The organism is Leminorella grimontii, from assembly GCF_039789245.1.
In the GTDB taxonomy this organism is placed as follows: Bacteria; Pseudomonadota; Gammaproteobacteria; order Enterobacterales; family Enterobacteriaceae; genus Leminorella; species Leminorella grimontii.
Genome location: NZ_CP146357.1, coordinates 4,134,522 through 4,154,216, shown reverse-complemented (window position 1 = coordinate 4,154,216; position 19,695 = coordinate 4,134,522). Strand labels below are relative to the sequence as shown.

The following is a 19,695-nucleotide window of genomic DNA, read 5'->3' as shown; positions in this document are numbered from 1 at the left end:
AGATAAGTGAGTACGCCTAAGTACAGTATTCGCGGTATTGATATTTGGGGCTTTCGCAATATGGCCCAGTTTGTTGACCACCTGTTTGACGAAGGCTCTCTGAAAACTGGGACGCTTATCGCTATCAATGCTGAAAAGGTCATGACGGCGGAGCAGGATAAGGCGCTGCGCGAACTGATTGACGCGGCAGAGTATAAGTATGCCGACGGCGTCAGCATTGTGCGCTCTATCCGCCGTAAGTATCCTGACGTCGACATGCAGCGTATTGCCGGCGCCGATCTGTGGGAAGCGCTGATGGAAAAGGCCGGTGAAAAAGGTATTCCGGTCTTTTTGGTTGGAGGCAAGCCGGAAATATTAGCGCAGGCGGAGCAGAAGCTGAAAAGCCAATGGCAGGTAAATATTGTCGGCAGCCAGGACGGCTATTTCAAGCCGGAAGATCGCGGCGCGCTGTTTGAGCGAATTCGCGACAGCGGCGCGAAGTTTGTGACGGTCGCCATGGGGTCGCCGAAACAGGAAATCTTTATGCGCGACTGCCGAAAAGTCTATCCGGATGCGCTGTTTATGGGGGTTGGCGGTACCTATGACGTCTTTACCGGCCACGTAAAGCGCGCTCCCAAGGCTTGGCAGAATATGGGGCTGGAATGGCTTTATCGGCTGTTGGCTCAGCCTACGCGCTGGCGCCGTCAGGTCAAACTGCTTAAGTATGTGATATATCACTATACCGGTCGCCTGTAGGGCCGTAGCGGGCTCTGTCTCACATCTTTATTAATTCTTAACAAACAGGCCGCAGAAGCGGCCTGTTTTCTTCTGAATCCAATCTGCAATTACTCTTCACTAACGGTCATGGGTTGTCTACTTGACGACTTTTGTTCCTCTGCGCGGCATACGGCCGCTGTGAAAACAACGTCCGTTGATGAGTTTAGCGCGGTTTCTGCGGAATCCTGCAGTACGCCAATAATCATGCCGATAGCCACGACCTGCATAGCGACATCGTTAGGAATGCCAAACAGGCTACAGGCAACGGGGATCAACAGCAGGGAGCCTCCAGCTACGCCGGAAGCGCCGCAGGCGCAGATTGAAGCTGTGATGCTAAGCAATAGCGCCGTAGGGATATCAACGTCAATGCCTAACGTTTGCACTGCGGCCAGAGTGAGTACCGTGATGGTAATTGCTGCACCGGACATGTTGATGGTGCTGCCAAGAGGAATCGAAACGGAATAGGTTTCTTCTCGCAAGTTTAGCTTTTTGCACAATGCCATGTTGACGGGGATATTAGCGGCGGAGCTGCGGGTGAAGAAAGCGGGGATGCCGCTGTCGCGCAGGCAGGTCAGCACAAGCGGATAAGGGTTCTTTTTGGTGATAACAAAGACAATCAGCGGATTGAGCACCAGCGCAACAATCAGCATACAGCCCAGCAGTACTAGCAGCACGTGAACGTACTTGCCAAAGGCGTCGAATCCTGCCGCTGGATCGGAAAATGTCGCCGCAACCAGACCGAATATGCCAACTGGCGCAAAACGAATAACCAAACGGACAATGAATGCGATGCCGTAAGAAAGATCGCTCACGACTTTTTTGGTTTCATCAGACGCGTGGCGTAGGGCAACACCTAGCCCGACGCCCCATACCAAAATACCGATATAGTTAGCGTTCATCAGCGCTCTTACCGGATTATCTACCATTTTGAATAGCAGCGTTTTTAATACTTCCATAATGCTGCCGGGAGGTGTCAGAGTCGCGTCTCCCGTCGTCATTATTAACGTTGAAGGGAACATAAAGCTTCCCAACACGGCGATAAGGGCTGCAGCGAACGTACCTATCAGGTATAGGACGAGAATTGGCGTAATGTTGGCCTTTTGGCCGCGCTTATGATTGGTGATTGAAGAAGCGACTAAAATGAAAACTAAAATAGGCGCTACGGCTTTTAATGCATCAACGAATAAACTGCCCAGAATTCCCACAGCAGCGGCAGCTGGCGCCGAAATATACGCCAGTATGACGCCGGCGATGAGTCCAATAAGTATTTGGACCACGAGGCTAAAACGCGCCGGGCGCGGTGAATGTAATGTACTCACGGTTAAATAATCCCTGACTAATGTAGTTTTCCAAGCCTGAACTTCAAGCCGGCCAACGCTCTGTTTTATTGAGTGCGTCGACGTTTTGACAAGAAGAGTGCGTTTGCTATTTGGTTATGCCATAGCTTCCCAGTCCACTTCTTTAAACGGCAAAGAATGACGCGAAAAAACATTTAGGATTAAATCGCACCGTTTGTCCTTACCATACAGAAGATAGACTGCGGGATAGGGGGGCATTACTTATATGCGAATGTGTTTCCATCCGCTAAAAGAGACTTTAAAAGAGGTTGAGGATTTCTGGAAGCAAAAAATAGGTATAGATATGAATTAATTCTGGGGAAAAGCCGATTTATCACCATTTTCTGATAAAAAAATGCGCTAATCGCTGATGAAGTGAGCAAACGAAAAAATTAGTGAAAAAAGGGCTAGACAGAAGATGATTAAATCCGTACTATCCTTTCCGCAACGGCGCGCTGCGCGCCCGTAGCTCAGCTGGATAGAGCGCTGCCCTCCGGAGGCAGAGGTCTCAGGTTCGAATCCTGTCGGGCGCGCCATTAAAAGTGCGCAGGGCGTGATAAGATCCAAGGTGATTAAAATACCGGGTTGAGCAAAGATTTATGGTGGCTATAGCTCAGTTGGTAGAGCCCTGGATTGTGATTCCAGTTGTCGTGGGTTCAAGTCCCATTAGCCACCCCACTAATCTAAAGAGTTTTGTGTACATTGCGAAGGTGGCGGAATTGGTAGACGCGCTAGCTTCAGGTGTTAGTGTCCTTCGGACGTGAGGGTTCAAGTCCCTCTCTTCGCACCACACAAACTGTCTGTTAGTAATCAAAGCCAGTACCTATCTATGTAATCGGCGAGTAGCGCAGCTTGGTAGCGCAACTGGTTTGGGACCAGTGGGTCGGAGGTTCGAATCCTCTCTCGCCGACCACTTTTATTCCCCAGTTTTTCCAACCAATTATCTCTAGTCCATTGCTTTTGTCTACATCCGCTTTGTTCCTTTAACGCTTTATCTGCACCGTGGCGCTAACCATTTTCTATTTCTGGATTCTTAGAGTCGTCATGTTTTTCCTTTTTATTGGTCAGGCTTTCTCACGAAGTGATTTAAAGCGATGTCGCCAATTTCCAACACCTCTCTGAACGACTGTCGTTATCCAAAGACACTCAATATGCTGATAATAATAAATAAAATATTATAGCCCTTTTGCCGTCTCCGTTTGGCGACGCCTAATGTCGCTGTGTGATTGGCAGAAAGAGAGTAATAAGGGGGATTCTTTCGGCTAATCTGCAGGAAACTTTATTATATCAATGTGTTGATGACCTTTTCGGCGTTTTCTGGGGAGGTTGGCACGATAGCTGCAATAGCTAAACTGTAGATGCTCATTCACCCATTTATGACAGTCGATCCAAGTCGCTTCATAAGCTATCGAATGATGCAGAGCCGAGTTAGGGTGTCTATGGTCTGGCTTATGATGATGACCTCATCAAACATCAGGCATAACGTTGAGTGAGACACCACCATGTTGTCCTTTGACCTGATTTTTTCTCACACTTGTCTTTTTAGGCAAGTGTTTTTTTTATCTGAAATTTAGCAGATTCAGGCATAAGCATTCAGCACATAAAAAAGGCGAGCCATATTGGCTCGCCTGAAGGGGCTGCTTTCTAGCAGCTATTTTAGCGTAAGGGCAAGGCCCTGACAGCGAGCCTGAGCGGCTTCCTGTGTACGGTTAAGCTTATCCAGCGCGTCAGCCAGAAGCGCGTAGCTTTTGGCGTTAGGCTGTTGCTCAACGGCTTGCTGAAGCGCATCGCTGGCCTGTTCCCATTCTCCGTGCTGCATTAAAAGTTGCCCCAGCGTTTCGCTTAACAAAGGCGTTGCGCCATGCTCTTGAATTTGCAGCCTGAGCTCTTTTTCCAGCGGCGCGGGGTTACCGGTTTTTAACTTCTGTGCAAGCTGAAGCAACTTTTCGTCATACTGATGCCTCAACCCTTCCAGAACGATTTTCTGTGCCTGTTCATGATCGTCGCAGGCAATAAAGTGCTCGGCCAAGGCTATTTGTAACGTTCTGTTGTTGCGAACTTTCCGAGGCTGATCTTTCCACCACTGGCTTAAGCCTTCGCTGCCGCCTTCCGACATCGCCTGGTTCATCAACCCGGTATAGGCTTCAAGCTTTAGGCTTTCTACTGTATCTTCATCGTAAAGCTTCGCTTTCTCTATTGATGGGATGATTTCCAGTAAAGAAGCGTAGCCGCCGGTTTTCAGGTAGGCCTGCTGGGCAAGGCGAAGAACTTCAGGGTGGCGAGGCGCATCGTTTAGAAGGTTGTCGACGCCGTGGCGCGCCGCGTGATATTCGCCCTGCGCCAGCTGAATGCGCACGCGGGTGATGTCGACCGGCAGCTGATCGGTGTCGGCAAGCTCTGCCGCTCGGTTGAGATAGTCGTTGATACGTTGAGTATCGCCGTTTTGTTGTGCCGCTTCGGCCGCCAGCAGATAGTTTACTACCGGCTGTTCGGCGTGGTCGGCGTTACGGATAAGCAGCTTTTCTACCTGACCAAAGTCGCCTTCCGTCAGCTTAAGCATTGCAGCGCGGGTTTGCCGACGGGCGCGGGTGCTTTTACGGCCAATAAACCAGCCCTTGGTGCGGGCGCTGGTGTGGAAGAGGCGGCGTAGAACCCATTCCAAGCAAAAAAGAACGATAACCAGCAGCGCAATTATCATTGCCAGGCCGGTTACGCTCATTTTAATGTCGTAGTTGTCCGTCTGGATAAGTACCGCACCTTGATGGCCCGCAAGAATCGGGCCTAGAGCGATTCCTGCAATCAGAACTACCAGTAAAAAAAGTAGGCGAACCATGGTTAGCCCTCCTGATTAGCGGCCGGAGTCGGAGCCGGCGCGGCTTCAGGAGCGGACTTCATCGCATCGCGGCTACGCGACTTGATGGTTGCATCCAGCAGCGGCAGGCTCTTCAGCGTTTTCGGTAAATCGAGGCTGATTGACTGCTGGCTGAGCTCGTCCAACTGGCTTAAGAACGCCTTGGTTGACGCAGCGTCAGGATCAAAGTAAGCGCGGATCCAGGTTGATACGCTGTCCAGCGACTGGCTGTAAATTTCACCCTGGTGGCGGGATACCGCTCTGGCTGCAATCAGCAGCTTCAGGCGCAGGTTTTCGCGCAGATAGGTATCCTGATCCGGCGTTAACAGCGGGCTCGTCAGCTCATTTTCCGGCACGTTGCGCGCCCGAATGGTGATGAATTCAGACAGAAAATTGTGCCAGCTTTTTTGCAGATTCTGGCGCCAGTCTTTAAGCTCACCGCTGACTTCCGTGCTCTCTTTACTGATTGGCGTATTGTCCCAATCGGTGCTGGCGGAAGGCAGGTTCATTATTTGATCGGAAAGCTCGTTCAGCGTCAGGGCGATGCCGTCAAAGTCTATCTGGCTGACGCCGGAAATGGCGTTAATGTCCTGAATAATAGCCTGACGAACTTCGCTCAGCGTCGGATCGTTAAGCTCGGCCAGAGATTTGTCTGCGCTTTTGAGCATGTTGACCGCAGTGGCGACGTCCTGCTCTATCCAAAGCTTACGAGCCGCCATTTTCACCAGAAAATCGGCTTCGGAAAGATGCCAGACCTTCGCGTCGTCACTGGCCGCAATGGTAGACACTCTGCTTTGCAGCGCTTCCAGAGAGGCGGACTGGGAGCTCAACTGCAGGCGCTGTTCATCCAGCTTTTTCTCCGTACTTTTGAGCTGTTCAGTAAACGCATTTTGAGAAGCGAGCAGGCGATCGTCTTCTTTCGACTGCCCTGACTTCAGGGCGTCAATCTGAGCCTGAAGCTGGGCAATCGTGGCCTTTTGGGATGCTACCTGCTGATGCCCGTGGTAGTACAGACCGCTGCCGAGAGCAATGACTAAAGCAATGGCGATAGCGCCCAGGGCGACGCCCGCCCGGCCGCCCTGCTTGACACTGGGGGTCTTTGTTACCGTTTCTTTTTCAGTTGAACCGCCGTTTTGCTGTTCAGCTGGTGCTGATGGGGTCGTTGAATCCGTCATCTTGGCACATCCCGTAGTTAAAATGATTGCAGCGCACGAAGCAGTGCGCCATTGTCTGCATTATCTGCAACCCGACACCGTAGCCAGCCTAAATCCTCCGCCTGCTCGGCCAAGCGTTCGCTTACGACCAGCAGCTTGAGATTGAGTAACCAGCTTCGATAGCGCTCGGGCGCCAAATTGTAAACCTGTTGTAGCATTTCTCCGCTGGTAATCACCAGCGTATTTACGCTTAATTTTCGCCAGCGTTCGCAAAGCTCAGCGCCGTCATAGTCGACAGGAACGCGCTGATAGCATTCACAAAACCTGACTTTTGCGCCGCGCGCCGTTAGCGTTTGCGCTAAAAACTCCCTACCGCCGTTGCCGCGCAAAATAACAATATTCTTACCGGCAACGTGTTGTAATTGAGGTAACTTTAGCATTTGCTCACTGATTTCGCGACCTTCAGGATAGAGAGCTGGAAAACCCGTTGCTTCCTCAAGCGCGCAAGCCGTTTTTTTACCGATAGCGAAATAGGCAACCTCTTCTGGCCAGGCGTAGCCTTGCTGTAGCAGCGCTTCCTGAGCGTAGTAAACCGCATGCTGGGAGGCCGCGACAACCATATCTCCCGGGCCCAGTTTATCTAAACAGTGAGGCAGGCTATCAAGATCTTTGCCGCGGGCAAAAGAAATAAGCGGCGTATGGCAGGCGTCCATTCCCAGCGCGGTAAGCTGGTCGACCAGCTGCTCACCGGCGGGGGAGGGGCGCGTGACCAAAATCATTTTGGTTCGTTGTCCTGATAGAGGCGTTTCAAAATGCCGTCAGCGCCTTGTGCAAGGAGCTCATCGGCCAGTTCGATCCCCATCTGCTGCGCATCGCTCACGGGGCCGCGTCGTTCGCCGCGAACGATGCGGCTGCCGTCCGGTTCGCCGACCAGCGCGCGCAGCCAAAGCGTGTCGCCCTCTAAAACGGCGTAGCTGCCGATTGGGACCTGGCAGCCGCCCTCGAGGCGGGCGTTCATGGCTCGTTCCGCCAGTACGCGTACGGCGGTTTCCTGATGATTTAACGGTGCCAGCAGCGCGCGCGTTTCGCTGTCATCAAGCCGACACTCGATGCCCACGGCCCCTTGGCCTACGGCGGGCAGCGACTCTTCCGGCGCCATATAGCTGCGAATTCGCTCTTCCAGATTCAGGCGTTTTAATCCGGCTGCGGCTAAAATAATGGCGTCGTAATCGCCGTTATCGAGCTTGCTCAGGCGGGTGCCCACGTTGCCGCGCAGATCGATAATGGTGAGATCCGGACGGCGAGCCCTCAGCTGGCACTGCCGGCGCAGGCTGGACGTCCCGACGATGCTTGCGGCGGGCAGCTCGTCCAGAGAGTTAAAACGGTTGGAAACAAAGGCGTCGCGCGGGTCTTCACGCTCACAAATAGTGACCAACCCCAACCCCTCGGGGAACGCGACCGGCACGTCTTTCATTGAGTGAACGGCGATATCGGCGCGTCCTTCCAGAAGTGCGGTTTCCAACTCTTTAACGAAAAGGCCTTTGCCGCCGACCTTCGCCAGAGGCGTATCGAGAATGATGTCGCCGCGCGTGACCATCGTGACCAGCTCAACGGTAAGTCCGGGGTGGCAGGCCAACAGGCGGTCGCGAACGTAATGGGCTTGCCAAAGGGCAAGGGGACTCTGGCGGGTAGCAATGCGGATCGTATTTTGAGACATGGCTTATCGTTACCTTTTTTATTGTGCCGCCATTCTACCAGCTGGTGCGTAAAGTGTCAGCGCAATGGAAAGATTATCACGGCGGCGGCGGCAAATTATTTTCAGCGCTTTTCGCTGAAATATATAACATTTCAGTTATGGAACCGTCGTTAAAGAGGAATGCCGCCGTTTAATTTATGAACAATATCGTGCGATAGCGGTCTACGTCGAGGGCAATATCTTTACGCCCTGAGCGCAAGGTGTTACATTGATCACGTTTCTGGTCATTCATTGAGCGAGTGATATTGCAGTCCGGAGCGGCAGCCAGAACGCGGTTCCATTATACCGTAGGAATGAATCAGGCAAATCGTCTTGCATCTTAATATCACTTTATTAAAGCAGCGTTTGGATACGTTAAATCAACTGCGTATCGAACGTGCTATGGCGAATATGGGATCTGCGTTCCGGCAGGTCTATACGCTGCTGCCTGTTTTTCTACACTATCACCATCCCAGCATGCCCGGTTATCAGGGCGGGATCGTTCCCTACGGCATATGTTCCTACGCGCCGACTGACGTTCAGCGCCAGTATTTGCAAGAGTTTTGCAAATCTACCCCTATTTCTTTGTCGCCCAATAGCGGCGCCAATCTTCCCATTACCGGCGTTTATAGTATGGGAAGCACGTCCTCTTCCGGCCAAAGCCGCTTTTCCGATTTGGATATCTGGGTTTGTCACCAATCCTGGCTAAACGGCAACGAGCGTACGATCCTTCAGGCAAAGTGCCTGCTGCTGGAACAGTGGGCCGCATCGCTCGGTGTGGAAGTTAACTTTTTTTTGATTGACGAAAACCGCTTTCGTCAAAACCTGAGCGGCAAACTTGATGCAGAAGACTGCGGCTCGACGCTGCACATCCTTCTTTTGGATGAGTTTTACCGCAGCGCCGTCAGGTTAGCCGGCAAGCCGCTCCTGTGGAATATGGTTCCTGGCGATCGGGAGATGAATTATGAAGAGTACGTCTCGGCGCTTTTTGCCGACGGTTCTTTAAAGCGCGATGAGTGGATAGATCTGGGCGGCCTGGGCGCGCTGTCGGCGGAAGAATACTTCGGCGCCAGCCTGTGGCAGCTGTATAAGAGTATCGACTCCCCCTATAAAGCCGTTTTAAAAACTCTGCTGCTGGAGGCCTATTCGTGGGAATATCCCCAGTCGCAGCTGCTGGCGCTGGAAATTAAGCGCCGGCTGCATAACGGCGATCTGGACTCCTTCAGCCTTGACGCCTACTACATGATGCTGGAAAGAGTGACGACCTATCTGGTTGCCATTGGCGATGATGCTCGACTGGATTTGGCGCGCCGCTGCTTCTATATGAAAGTCTGCGAACAGCTTTCCGTTCCGGCACAGAGTATACCGGAACAGGGCAACTGGCGGCGGGAAATATTACATCAGCTGGTTCGCGAGTGGGGCTGGAGCCACGAGCAAATTCAGGTATTGGACAATCGGGCCTGCTGGAAGATAGAGCGCGTGCGCGAAGCCAACAACGAGCTGCTTGACGCGCTGATGCAGAGCTATCGCAACCTTATTCGCTTTGCCCGCAGAAATAATCTGAGCGTCAGCGCCAGCCCGCAGGATATCGGCGTATTGACCCGCAAACTCTACGCGGCGTTTGAGGCGCTGCCGGGGAAAGTGACGCTGGTTAACCCGCAAATATCGCCGGACCTGTCCGAAAAAAATCTGACCTTTATTCAGGTGCCGGTCGATCGCGCCAACCGCGCGGGCTGGTATCTCTATAATCAGTCGCCGACGATTAATTCCATCATTGGGCATCAGCCGCTGGAATATAACCGCTATCTGAGCAAGCTGGTAGCCTGGAGCTATTTCAACGGCCTGTTGACGCCCGATACGCACATACACGTTAAAAACGGCCAGTGCTGCGACACGGATAAGCTGCAGGCGTTCGTGGCTGATATCGCCAAGCATTTCCCTTTGCGGGTTCCGGCGCCGACGCCCAAGGCGCTGTATAGCCCCTGTGAAATTCGGCATTTAGCGCTGATAGTCAATCTTGAAAACGACCCAACGGCCTCTTTGCTGCAAGAAAATACGCCGTCGTTTGACCTCGGCAAGCTGGACGTTCTCAGCTTCGGCAGCCAGGAGCAGTGCCTTATTGGCAGCGTTGACCTGCTGTATCGCAACTCGTGGAATGAGATCCGTACGCTGCACTTTAACAGCAGCCAGGCCGTCATTGAGGCGTTGAAAACTATTTTGGGTAAAATGCATCAGGACGCTGAACCGCCGGAGTCGGTGGACGTGTTCTGTTACAGCGAGCATCTGCGAGGACTGATTCAGACTCGGCTTCAGCAGCTGGTTTTAGAATGCATCAGCCTGCGGCTGTCAAGTACGCGTCAGGAATCAAACCGCTTTAAGGCAATTCGCGTCGCCGGTCAGACCTGGGGCCTGTTCTTCGAACGGCTTAGTGTTTCCGTTCAGCGGCTGGAAAACGCCGTGGAGTTTTACGGCGCGATTTCCAATAACAAGCTCAACGGCATTTCGATGGAGCCGAAGTCTGAGCACCAGCACCTGCCGGAGATTATCGACGGCTTTGCCAGCGAAGGCATCATTCAGTTTTTCTTTGAGGATACGGAGAAGGGCTTCAATATCTATATTCTTGACGAGCTTAACCGGGTGGAAGTTTATCTGAACTGTCAGGGCTGTATTGATGAACTGGTATGCGACGTCAGCCGCTTTTATGCCTCTTCTCACGAGCGCTTTACCTACGGCTCCGGCTCGGTGAACTTTAATCTGCCGCAGTTTTATCAAATCATTCGGGAAAACGAGGTAGAAAAAGTTATTCCCTTCAACAGCAACTCTATTTCCCCTTTAAGCGCGCCGACGGTGCCGCTCACCAAGAAAGATATTTTGTTAAGCAATACGTTCTAGGCCGACGCCGATTCTTCTTTCAATAATTGCCTGACAGCGCTGCGCGCGTTCTGAAACTCTGCATCGTCCGGGTTGATTTGCAGCAAATAGGCAATTTTCCCCTGAAGCGACTGAAGGTAGCGCAGGCGCTGCTCCCGTGGGCTTTCCTGTGGGTTGAAATCACCGGTTTGCACAAGGTGTGACGCTACGCCGAACCGCTGACAAAAGTAGACCTCTTGCCGAAGCTTTCGCCGGATATCGCGGGTAAGCTGCGGCTTTTGATTAACAACGATGCCGGTCACGGTTTGGCGCTGGTTCGCCGTTATTAGTCGGCTTTTACGAGCGTTAAGCGTAAAGCCCATGTCGTAGAGCAGGCCGCGAACCTTGTTTTTGACCTGCCGGGCGTCAAAATCGCCGGAAAAGGTCATGTCGTCGCAGTAGCGCGTATAAACAATATCTCGTTCTTGGCACCACAGGCCTATGACGTCGTCAAAGCGCTTCATGACAAGATTGGAAATAGTCGGCGAAGTAGGCGCCCCCTGCGGCAGAACGTCGCGATGGCAGCACAGGTGTGTCAGTAGCGTCACTACGGCAGCGGGCAGCTCCGTCTTTTTAAAAAGGCGATGGACGTGGAAGAACGTGATGCTGTCAAAAAAGTTTTCTATATCGAGCTTTAAGACGTTGCTCTGCGCAACGTGAGGACTGGCGTTGTCTAACGTCGAGCATTTCTCTCGATAGGCGGTGGCGAAAGGAGACAGGGGAAAGTGAGAAAGCACGTTGCGAAGGATGTTTCTCTGCACGGATTTTAGCAAAATATCGGGCGCATACAGCGTGCGCAGGCCGCCGCTGCGCTTGGTCAATACGATCTTTCGATAGTGGCGATCGCTGCGGTTGCTGAGAGCGTAAAGGCATTGGATTTCTTTATCGGCGGGACAAGCGGTTTTGCCGGTTAATTCCAACGCTATCAGACAGGCCCTGGCTGCGTCCAATGAGTGCTCCTTGCTGCATCGGTGGTTAAAGGCGCCTGCGGCGGCAATACGATAAGCGATCCCTAAGGCGTGGAAACGTACCTAGCGCGTAAGCGCGTCGCACGCAAAGCGTGCTGATGTACTTTGACGCGGCTTAGGGTATATGGGCCAAGCTGCTTGCGTAAAGTCGGCGATTCGCCGACCCGTTCAAACGAGAACGTCTGAAAACGCTATTGCTACCGCAGGCAAAAAAATCATAACACCGTGCAGCCGCCGATGGCTATTGAGGATTTTATTCCGCCAGCTCTACCGGCTCTCCCGCCTGCTCCGTCGCGGCTTCTGACAGCACAACGAAGAATGACCTGCCGCTGCGGTCGCACAGCCATTGGCCGTCACGGTAGTCGAAATGGTAGCCGCCGCCCTTGGCCGCCAGCCAAACTTGATGCATAGCTTCCTGTTTATTAATGATAATTTTGCTGCCATTATCAAAAGACAGTGACATCACCCCGCCGTTGATTTCATAATCAATGTCGGCGTCACCGTCAAAATTATCGAGGGATTCTTCAACGTGATGAAAAAGCGTGTCGGCCAGTCGATGAAACTCGGTGTCGTTCATAATCAGAATTCCTATTGCTTTTCGTGATCCAGCTGCGATTATAGAGGGCTAGACAAAATGAATCATAGGCCTATTTACGTGAATAGATGCATGAATAAAACTTTACGCTGCTCACTCGTTGTTATAGCAACCCTCTGGCTTAGCGGCTGCGGCCTTAAGGGGCCTCTCTACATGCCGCCGGATGAGCCGACTCAGGATGTTACCGTACCGGATCAGGGCGTCTCCCAAGCGGTGAGCGAGGGTGGTTCCAGTATGAACGCATCGCAGTAACAAACCTGCATTTTTAAGGATAGCCGAGGCGACACCGTCCGGAAATCGAGTTATAGAAGATGGGACGGCTATTATAGTTATGCCCGCAATAAAATAAGGTCAGGTGAACTTATATGGACTACTTCAATTACAAAGACGGGCAGCTGTTTGCAGAAGACGTGTCGGTCGCTTCACTTGCAGAGCGTTTCGGAACGCCGCTTTACGTTTACTCCCGAGCCACCATCGAGCGGCACTGGCGCGCGTTCGATGATGCGCTGGCCGGGCATCCTCACCTTATTTGTTATGCGATTAAGGCTAACAGCAACCTGGCTTTTTTAAACCTGCTGGCGCGTATGGGGTCCGGTTTCGACATTGTGTCTCAGGGCGAGCTTGAGCGCGTTCTTGCCGCCGGCGGTTCCCCGGATAAGGTGGTGTTTTCCGGCGTGGCGAAATCCGTCGTAGAAATTCGCCGGGCGCTGGAGGTAGGGATCCGCTGTTTTAACGTTGAGTCCGTGCCGGAGCTGCACCGCATTAATCAGGTTGCCGGAGACATGGGCGTCAAGGCGCCGATCTCTTTGCGCATTAACCCGGACGTTGACGCTAAAACGCACCCTTATATTTCTACCGGACTGAAAGAAAATAAGTTCGGCATCAGCTATCAAACGGCGCGAGAAGTCTATCGGCTGGCTAACAGCATGGCGAACATCGAGATCCGCGGCGTCGACTGTCATATCGGCTCACAGCTGACGGAGCTTTCGCCGTTCCTCGATGCCGCCGATCGGCTGCTGCTGCTGTTAGACCAGTTGGAAGAGGACGGCATTCATATTCACCATCTGGATCTGGGCGGCGGATTGGGCGTTCGTTACGATGACGAAACGCCGCCTGAGCCGAAAGAGTACGCCTCGGCCCTGCTGGCCAAGCTTAAAGGGCGGGAAAATTTGGAGCTTTGCTTCGAGCCCGGTCGAGCGATTGCGGCCAACGCCGGCATAATGGTGACAACGGTGGAATATCTGAAAACCCAAGATGACCACCATTTCGCCATCGTTGACGCCGGCATGAACGACCTGATCCGCCCGGCGCTGTACGAAGCGTGGATGAAGATTATTCCCGTGCTAGAACATCCGCAGGGGCATCGCCAGAGCTATGACGTTGTCGGCCCGGTGTGTGAAACCGGCGATTTTCTCGGTAAAAAGCGCGACTTGACGCTCAATGAGGGCGATCTACTGGTGGTCAGGAGCGCGGGCGCCTATGGTTTTACCATGAGCTCTAACTATAACACCCGCTGCCGCCCCGCGGAGGTCATGGTTGACGGCAGCCAGGCGCATTTGGTTCGCGAGCGTGAGCGCTTTGAGGACCTGTGGCGCGGCGAACGTTTGTTAAAATAGACGATTGTGCGAAGCCTGGGTTTAGGGCTTCGCCGATATTCGCGGCCCGAATAAAACTTTAGCGACGGCGGCCCAGTGCCGGTCGTCATCAGTGGGGTAACAGATGCAATTCTCCAAAATGCACGGTTTGGGTAACGACTTTATGGTGGTCGACGCCGTCACCCAAAACGTCTATTTTTCGCCGGAGCTGATTCGACGCCTGGCGGACCGCCACTACGGCGTGGGGTTCGATCAGCTTTTAGTCGTCGAGGCGCCTTACGACCCCGATCTGGACTTCCACTATCGAATTTTTAACGCAGACGGCAGTGAAGTCGCGCAGTGCGGCAACGGCGCGCGCTGCTTTGCCCGCTTTGTTCGCCTTAAGGGGCTGACCAATAAACGCGAGATCCGCGTGAGCACGCAAAACGGCCGCATGACGCTGACCGTCGGTGAAGACGACCTGGTCACGGTCAATATGGGTATCCCCAACTTCGAGCCCGGCGAGATCCCGTTTCGCGCTGCAAAAATGGAAAAAACCTACATTCTGCGCGCCGACGAGCGTACCGTACTGTGCGGTGCGGTATCGATGGGCAATCCCCACTGCGTTTTGCAGGTAGATGACGTAACTACCGCTGACGTAGAAACGCTGGGGCCGCTGTTGGAAAATCATGAGCGCTTTCCTGAGCGGGCCAACGTCGGCTTTATGCAGGTGCTCCATCGCGGCAGTATCCGCCTGCGGGTATACGAACGCGGCGCGGGGGAAACGCAGGCCTGCGGCAGCGGCGCCTGCGCGGCGGTGGCCGTCGGCATAATTCAGGGCGTGTTGGACAATAAGGTTAACGTAGCCCTGCCGGGAGGCGAGCTGCAAATAAGCTGGAAGGGGCCGGGAAACCCGCTGTTTATGGTTGGGCCGGCGACACATGTTTATGATGGATTTATTCATTTATGAGCGAGCGGGCTGAAGGCGGAGCAACGATTGGCGTAGAGTTAACCGATGAACAGGTTAGTCAGTTTCTGCTGAATAATCCTGATTTCTTCATTCGAAACGCGCGTCAGGTTGAACAAATGCGCGTTCCTCATCCCGTCAGAGACAGCGTCTCGCTGGTTGAGTGGCAACTGGGGCGACAGAGGCACCACATTCAACAGCTGGAAGAAGAGATTACTCTGCTGATGGAGCAGGCGTCTGCTAATGAAGCGCTGTTCAATCGGCTGATTAACCTTCAGTGCGATCTGGTGCAGTCCGATAGCCTACAGGACCTGCTGAACCGCCTGCAAAAGTGGGCGAAATCGCTTGGCCTGGTGGGCGTAGCGCTGCGCCTGTTCAGTGAAAAATGGCGTCTCGATGCGCCCTCCGATTTCACCCATTTAGCCCTGCCTCGCCAGTCTTTCGAACCACTGCGCATTCAGCGTTTCGGGCAGTCTAATCAGTATTTGGGGCCTCTTAATGGTCCTGAGATTTTGCTGCTGATGCCGGAAGCCAAAATGGTGGGGTCGGTTGCCATTTCCATGCTGGGCAAGCGCGGCGACATGGGTATGGTGATTTTTATCAGCCGCGATCCCCAACATTATCAACAGGGCATGGGAACGTTGCTGTTGGAAAACCTGAGCCTGCTGCTGCCCGGCCTGCTGGCGCACTGGATTGAGCAGAAATGACCGGCGGCGATGAACGCTCCCTGCCTGCCGTTTTGCAAGAGCCGGTTGACGGCTTTTTGCGCTACCTCCGCGTTGAAAGACGGCTAAGCCCCCATACGCTATCGAGCTATCACCGCCAGCTTCAGGCCGTTATGGCGCTGATGGCGGACGCTAATATCACCGAATGGGCGAAGCTCGATGCGGCCGGCGTGCGTTCTCTGGTAACTCGCAGCAAGCGAGCAGGCCTGGAGTCAGCCAGCCTGGCGCTGCGACTGTCGGCGCTTAGACGCTGCCTGGACTGGATGGTCGGTCGTGGCGATTTGAACGCTAACCCGGCAAAGGGGATTTCTGCGCCGCGGCAAGGGCGCCACCTGCCGAAGAATATGGACGTCGATGAGGTTAGCAGCCTGCTGGAAATTAACCTAAACGATCCGCTGTCCGTTCGCGACCGGGCCATGCTGGAGCTGATGTATAGCGGCGGCCTGCGCCTGTCCGAACTGGTTGGTCTCGACTGCCGCGACGTCAATCTTGACGCCGGCGAGCTGCGGGTGTTGGGTAAAGGCAGCAAGGAACGCAAGTTGCCGATTGGCAGAATGGCCCTTGAATGGCTGAACCGCTGGCTGCCGATGCGCGAGTTTTACGAACCGCAGGACGACGCGCTGTTTTTATCCAAGTTGGGACGTCGGATTTCGGCGCGCAATGTAGAAAAACGCTTCGCGCAGTGGGGCGTTAAGCAGGGTGTGAGCAGCCACGTGCATCCCCACAAGCTTCGTCACTCTTTCGCCACCCATATGCTGGAATCCAGCGGCGATCTGCGCGCCGTTCAGGAACTGCTTGGCCACGCCAGCCTGTCCACTACGCAAATTTATACGCATTTGGATTTCCAGCACTTAAGTTCTGTGTATGATGCTGCTCATCCGAGAGCGAAAAGGGGGAAATCCTGATGCGTATTTACCGGCCGCTTGGTCCTATCAAGGCCATGACGTTCGATCTGGACGACACGCTATACGATAACCGACCGGTAATCGAACGTACGGAAACGGAAGTCATCCAGTTTATGCAGCAGAATTTCCCTCGGGTTGCCCTGTTGGATAGAGACGGCTTTAACCGCATTCGCGGCGAGCTTCTGGCGCGAGAGCCGGACATCTACCACGACGTCAGCGAATGGCGCCGCCGGGCGTTTGAAGCTACGCTGCTGGCGCACGGCTATAGCCAATGCGACGCGGCAGAAGGCGCGGCGCGGACGATGGAGCACTTCAGCTACTGGCGCAGCCGCATTGAGGTACCACGAGCGACGCATACTACGCTAAGCCTGCTGGCGACGCGCTTTCCTCTGGTGGCGGTCACCAACGGCAACGCAAACCCACAGTTGTTTGGCCTGAGCCCTTATTTTCAAATGGTGCTTCGCGCCGGGCCTGACGGTCGGGCCAAGCCGTTCGGCGATATGTATTTGAACGTCGCCCGCAGGTTAAATATTGCCCCTCAGTACATTCTGCACGTGGGGGACGACCTGACGACCGACGTCGCCGGCGCGGTGCGTCACGGCCTTCAGGCGTGTTGGATTAACGATCGCAAGAAGAGCCTGACTCAGGTATCCGACGCCCGTTTATTACCCCATATTGAAATTTCTAGATTGGATTCACTGTGTCGGTTGGTATAATCGCTCCATCCTCTGTATAAATTACCAGTATATGGCGCAATAATGGACGTTTCCCTTCTGCTTGAAAGCTTGAACGATAAACAGCGCGAAGCCGTTGCGGCTCCCCGTACCAACATGCTGGTGCTGGCCGGGGCCGGTAGTGGAAAGACCCGAGTGTTGGTGCACCGCATCGCCTGGCTGTTAGCCGTCGAGCGCTGTTCGCCCTACTCAATTATGGCGGTGACCTTTACCAACAAGGCCGCCGCAGAGATGCGCCATCGCATTGAACAGCTTATCGGCACCAGTCAGGGCGGCATGTGGATAGGTACCTTCCACGGGTTGGCCCACCGCCTGCTGCGCGCCCACCACCTTGACGCCAATTTGCCGCAGGATTTCCAGATTCTCGACAGCGAAGACCAGCTTCGCCTGCTCAAGCGCATCGTTCGCGCGATGAACCTGGATGAGAAGCAGTGGCCTCCCCGCCAGGCGATGTGGTACATCAACAATAAAAAAGACGACGGCCTGCGCCCTTCCCATATCGAAACGTACGGCAACCTGACGGAAGGCACCTGGCTGCGCATCTATCAGGCCTATCAGGAAGCCTGCGATCGCGCTGGGCTGGTGGACTTTGCCGAACTGCTTTTACGCGCCCACGAGCTGTGGTTGCACAAGCCGCAGATCCTTAATCACTACCGCGAGCGCTTTACCAACATTCTGGTGGACGAATTTCAGGACACCAACCGCATTCAGTACGCCTGGATCCGCATGCTGGCGGGCGACGCTTCCAAAGTGATGATCGTTGGCGATGACGACCAGTCCATTTACGGCTGGCGCGGCGCTCAGGTGGAGAACATTCAGCGCTTTCTTGACGATTTTCCCGGCGCACAGACGGTGCGTTTGGAACAGAACTATCGCTCCACCAAGAACATTCTTACCGCCGCCAACGCCCTGATCGCCAACAACGATGGCCGCTTGGGGAAAGAGCTGTGGACCGAAGACGGCGCGGGCGAGCCGATTTCTCTGTACTGCGCGTTTAACGAGCTTGATGAAGCCCGCTTCGTCGTCAGCCGCATTAAGTCCTATCAGGACGGCGGCGGAGCGTTGAACGACTGTGCGATCCTCTATCGCAGCAACGCCCAGTCGCGGGTGCTGGAAGAGGCGCTGCTACAGGCGTCGATGCCGTATCGCATCTACGGCGGCATGCGCTTTTTCGAACGGCAGGAAATCAAGGATTCGTTGGCCTATCTGCGGCTTATTTCCAACCCTAACGACGATGCGGCGTTTGAGCGGGTCGTCAATACGCCGACCCGCGGCATCGGTGACCGATCTCTTGACGTTATTCGTCACGCGGCCCGTGACCGGCAAATTACGCTGTGGCAGTCCTCGGTTGCGCTGCTTTCGGAGAAGGTTCTGGCCGGGCGCGCCGCCGCTGCGGTACAGCGCTTTATCGAGCTGATCGAAGCTCTGACTCGAGAAACCGGCGAGCTGCCGCTGCACGTCCAGACCGATCGCGTTATTCGCGATTCCGGCCTGCGCCAAATGTACGAACAGGAAAAGGGAGAGAAAGGGCAGGCGCGGGTTGAAAACCTGGAGGAACTGGTCACGGCCACCCGTCAGTTCAGCTTCCAGGATGAAGATATGGATCTGACGCCGCTGCAGGCGTTTTTATCCCATGCCGCGCTTGAAGCGGGCGAAGGGCAGGCCGACGCCTATCAGGATGCGGTGCAGCTGATGACGCTGCACTCGGCCAAGGGGCTGGAATTTCAGCAGGTGTTTATCGTCGGCATGGAGGAAGGCATGTTCCCCAGCCAGATGTCTCTGGACGAAGGTGGGCGGCTGGAAGAGGAGCGCCGACTGGCCTACGTAGGCGTGACTCGCGCGATGCAGAAGCTGACGCTCACCTACGCGGAAACCCGACGCCTGTACGGCAAAGAGGTCTATCATCGTCCATCGCGCTTTGTCGGCGAACTGCCGCAGGAGTGCGTTGAGGAGGTTCGGCTGCGCGCCAGCGTTTCTCGACCGGTTAATCACAGCCGCATGGGAACGCCCATCAGCCAGAACGACAGCGGCTATCGGCTGGGCCAGCGGGTGCGCCATCCCAAGTTTGGCGAGGGTACCGTTATCAATCTGGAAGGCAGCGGCGAACACGCGCGCTTACAGATAGCCTTTCAGGGCGAGGGCATCAAGTGGCTGGTGGCTTCCTACGCTCGCCTTGAAACGCTTTAATTCGCCCGTTTTTCTTTGTTATAAAACGCCGCCGAGGCCCGATTGTGTTGCAGCAGTCGGTCAGCGGCAGTCGTTTTCTCCGCGATCGGCGAATTATCTAACGACCTGATGGAAAATTTATTTTTCCCAGCTATCATTTGTCCTGCAATTGCGTTCGGTGGTTGTTAGGCTGCGTCTCTAAATGTTGTTCAACAGTTGACAGCCTTTTTCTACTAGGCGTAACATGCGCGCACTATTTTCCTACGGGGGCAACAGCTTTGGACATTCCCAGTCGATACTGGCTCAAGAATCTTTTAA

The 19,695-nt window shown here is 54.1% G+C and carries 16 protein-coding genes and 4 tRNA genes; 13 read left to right on the top strand and 7 right to left on the bottom strand.

Features of this window, described 5'->3' with window-relative positions:
- The first annotated feature begins 6 nt into the window (after positions 1-6).
- On the top strand, positions 7-735 hold the full coding sequence (wecG, locus tag V8L73_RS18960; RefSeq protein ID WP_261832727.1) for a lipopolysaccharide N-acetylmannosaminouronosyltransferase: 729 nt from the start codon (positions 7-9) through the stop codon (positions 733-735).
- 89 nt (positions 736-824) lie between these two features.
- Here wecG and sstT read toward each other — a convergent pair whose 3' ends face one another.
- Positions 825-2,075 carry a serine/threonine transporter SstT gene (gene sstT / locus V8L73_RS18955; RefSeq protein WP_027275435.1) on the bottom strand — a complete coding sequence of 417 codons (1,251 nt, stop codon included), beginning with the start codon at positions 2,073-2,075 and terminating at the stop codon, positions 825-827.
- Positions 2,076-2,552: 477 nt separating this feature from the next.
- On the opposite strand from sstT, the gene V8L73_RS18950 reads away from it, so the two are divergent.
- The 4 genes from V8L73_RS18950 (at position 2,553) to V8L73_RS18935 (ending at position 3,006) form a co-directional block, all read left to right on the top strand.
- Positions 2,553-2,629, top strand: a tRNA-Arg gene (locus tag V8L73_RS18950).
- Between the two features lie 66 nt (positions 2,630-2,695).
- Positions 2,696-2,771: transfer RNA gene (locus tag V8L73_RS18945), tRNA-His, on the top strand.
- A 26-nt stretch (positions 2,772-2,797) separates the two neighbouring features.
- Positions 2,798-2,883: transfer RNA gene (locus V8L73_RS18940), tRNA-Leu, on the top strand.
- Between the two features lie 46 nt (positions 2,884-2,929).
- Positions 2,930-3,006, top strand: a tRNA-Pro gene (locus V8L73_RS18935).
- A 738-nt stretch (positions 3,007-3,744) separates the two neighbouring features.
- On the opposite strand, the gene hemY is transcribed toward V8L73_RS18935, so the two are convergent.
- Genes hemY through hemC form a run of 4 tightly spaced genes read right to left on the bottom strand, consistent with a single transcriptional unit; the run spans position 3,745 to position 7,815 of the window.
- Positions 3,745-4,926: a protoheme IX biogenesis protein HemY gene (hemY, locus tag V8L73_RS18930; protein ID WP_347253738.1), complete on the bottom strand. Its 1,182-nt coding sequence runs from the start codon at positions 4,924-4,926 to the stop codon at positions 3,745-3,747.
- Between the two features lie 2 nt (positions 4,927-4,928).
- Positions 4,929-6,119, bottom strand: coding sequence for a uroporphyrinogen-III C-methyltransferase (hemX, locus tag V8L73_RS18925; RefSeq protein ID WP_347253737.1), 1,191 nt, complete (start codon positions 6,117-6,119; stop codon positions 4,929-4,931).
- Positions 6,120-6,136: 17 nt separating this feature from the next.
- Positions 6,137-6,877, bottom strand: coding sequence for a uroporphyrinogen-III synthase (gene hemD, locus V8L73_RS18920; RefSeq protein WP_347253736.1), 741 nt, complete (start codon positions 6,875-6,877; stop codon positions 6,137-6,139).
- Entirely contained in the window at positions 6,874-7,815 is a 942-nt protein-coding gene (hemC, locus tag V8L73_RS18915) for a hydroxymethylbilane synthase (protein ID WP_027275439.1), read from the bottom strand. Before hemC ends, hemD begins: the two co-directional genes overlap by 4 nt.
- Positions 7,816-8,166: 351 nt before the next feature.
- Between hemC and V8L73_RS18910 the strand changes: the two genes are divergently transcribed.
- On the top strand, positions 8,167-10,725 hold the full coding sequence (locus V8L73_RS18910) for a class I adenylate cyclase (RefSeq protein WP_347253735.1): 2,559 nt from the start codon (positions 8,167-8,169) through the stop codon (positions 10,723-10,725).
- Here the strand turns inward: V8L73_RS18910 and V8L73_RS18905 are convergent.
- Together V8L73_RS18905 and cyaY are read right to left on the bottom strand one after the other, a co-directional pair.
- Positions 10,722-11,693 (bottom strand): reverse transcriptase family protein, encoded by a 972-nt coding sequence (locus tag V8L73_RS18905; protein WP_261832722.1) that lies wholly within the window; start codon positions 11,691-11,693, stop codon positions 10,722-10,724. The two genes, V8L73_RS18910 and V8L73_RS18905, sit on opposite strands and share 4 nt — an antisense overlap.
- Positions 11,694-11,964: 271 nt before the next feature.
- Positions 11,965-12,288 carry an iron donor protein CyaY gene (gene cyaY / locus V8L73_RS18900; protein ID WP_027275441.1) on the bottom strand — a complete coding sequence of 108 codons (324 nt, stop codon included), beginning with the start codon at positions 12,286-12,288 and terminating at the stop codon, positions 11,965-11,967.
- 90 nt (positions 12,289-12,378) lie between these two features.
- Between cyaY and lptM the strand changes: the two genes are divergently transcribed.
- The 7 genes from lptM to uvrD all read left to right on the top strand — a co-directional run bounded on the left by lptM (position 12,379) and on the right by uvrD (position 19,398).
- Complete coding sequence (lptM, locus tag V8L73_RS18895; RefSeq protein ID WP_071783405.1) at positions 12,379-12,558, top strand: LPS translocon maturation chaperone LptM; 180 nt, start codon at positions 12,379-12,381, stop codon at positions 12,556-12,558.
- 113 nt (positions 12,559-12,671) lie between these two features.
- On the top strand, positions 12,672-13,922 hold the full coding sequence (lysA, locus tag V8L73_RS18890; protein WP_347253734.1) for a diaminopimelate decarboxylase: 1,251 nt from the start codon (positions 12,672-12,674) through the stop codon (positions 13,920-13,922).
- A gap of 103 nt (positions 13,923-14,025) precedes the next feature.
- Positions 14,026-14,850, top strand: a complete 825-nt coding sequence (dapF, locus tag V8L73_RS18885) for a diaminopimelate epimerase (RefSeq protein ID WP_027275443.1) — start codon at positions 14,026-14,028, stop codon at positions 14,848-14,850.
- The gene (locus V8L73_RS18880; RefSeq protein ID WP_051155791.1) at positions 14,847-15,554 is read left to right on the top strand and encodes a DUF484 domain-containing protein; all 708 of its coding nucleotides are present in this window, start codon (positions 14,847-14,849) and stop codon (positions 15,552-15,554) included. The genes dapF and V8L73_RS18880 overlap by 4 nt, the downstream gene beginning before the upstream one ends.
- On the top strand, positions 15,551-16,477 hold the full coding sequence (xerC, locus tag V8L73_RS18875) for a tyrosine recombinase XerC (protein ID WP_261832720.1): 927 nt from the start codon (positions 15,551-15,553) through the stop codon (positions 16,475-16,477). The genes V8L73_RS18880 and xerC overlap by 4 nt, the downstream gene beginning before the upstream one ends.
- A complete protein-coding gene (gene yigB / locus V8L73_RS18870; protein WP_347253733.1) occupies positions 16,477-17,193 on the top strand; it encodes a 5-amino-6-(5-phospho-D-ribitylamino)uracil phosphatase YigB in 717 nt (238 codons plus the stop codon). The genes xerC and yigB overlap by 1 nt, the downstream gene beginning before the upstream one ends.
- A 42-nt stretch (positions 17,194-17,235) precedes the next feature.
- The gene (gene uvrD / locus V8L73_RS18865) at positions 17,236-19,398 is read left to right on the top strand and encodes a DNA helicase II (protein WP_027275447.1); all 2,163 of its coding nucleotides are present in this window, start codon (positions 17,236-17,238) and stop codon (positions 19,396-19,398) included.
- The last annotated feature ends 297 nt before the right edge of the window (positions 19,399-19,695 follow it).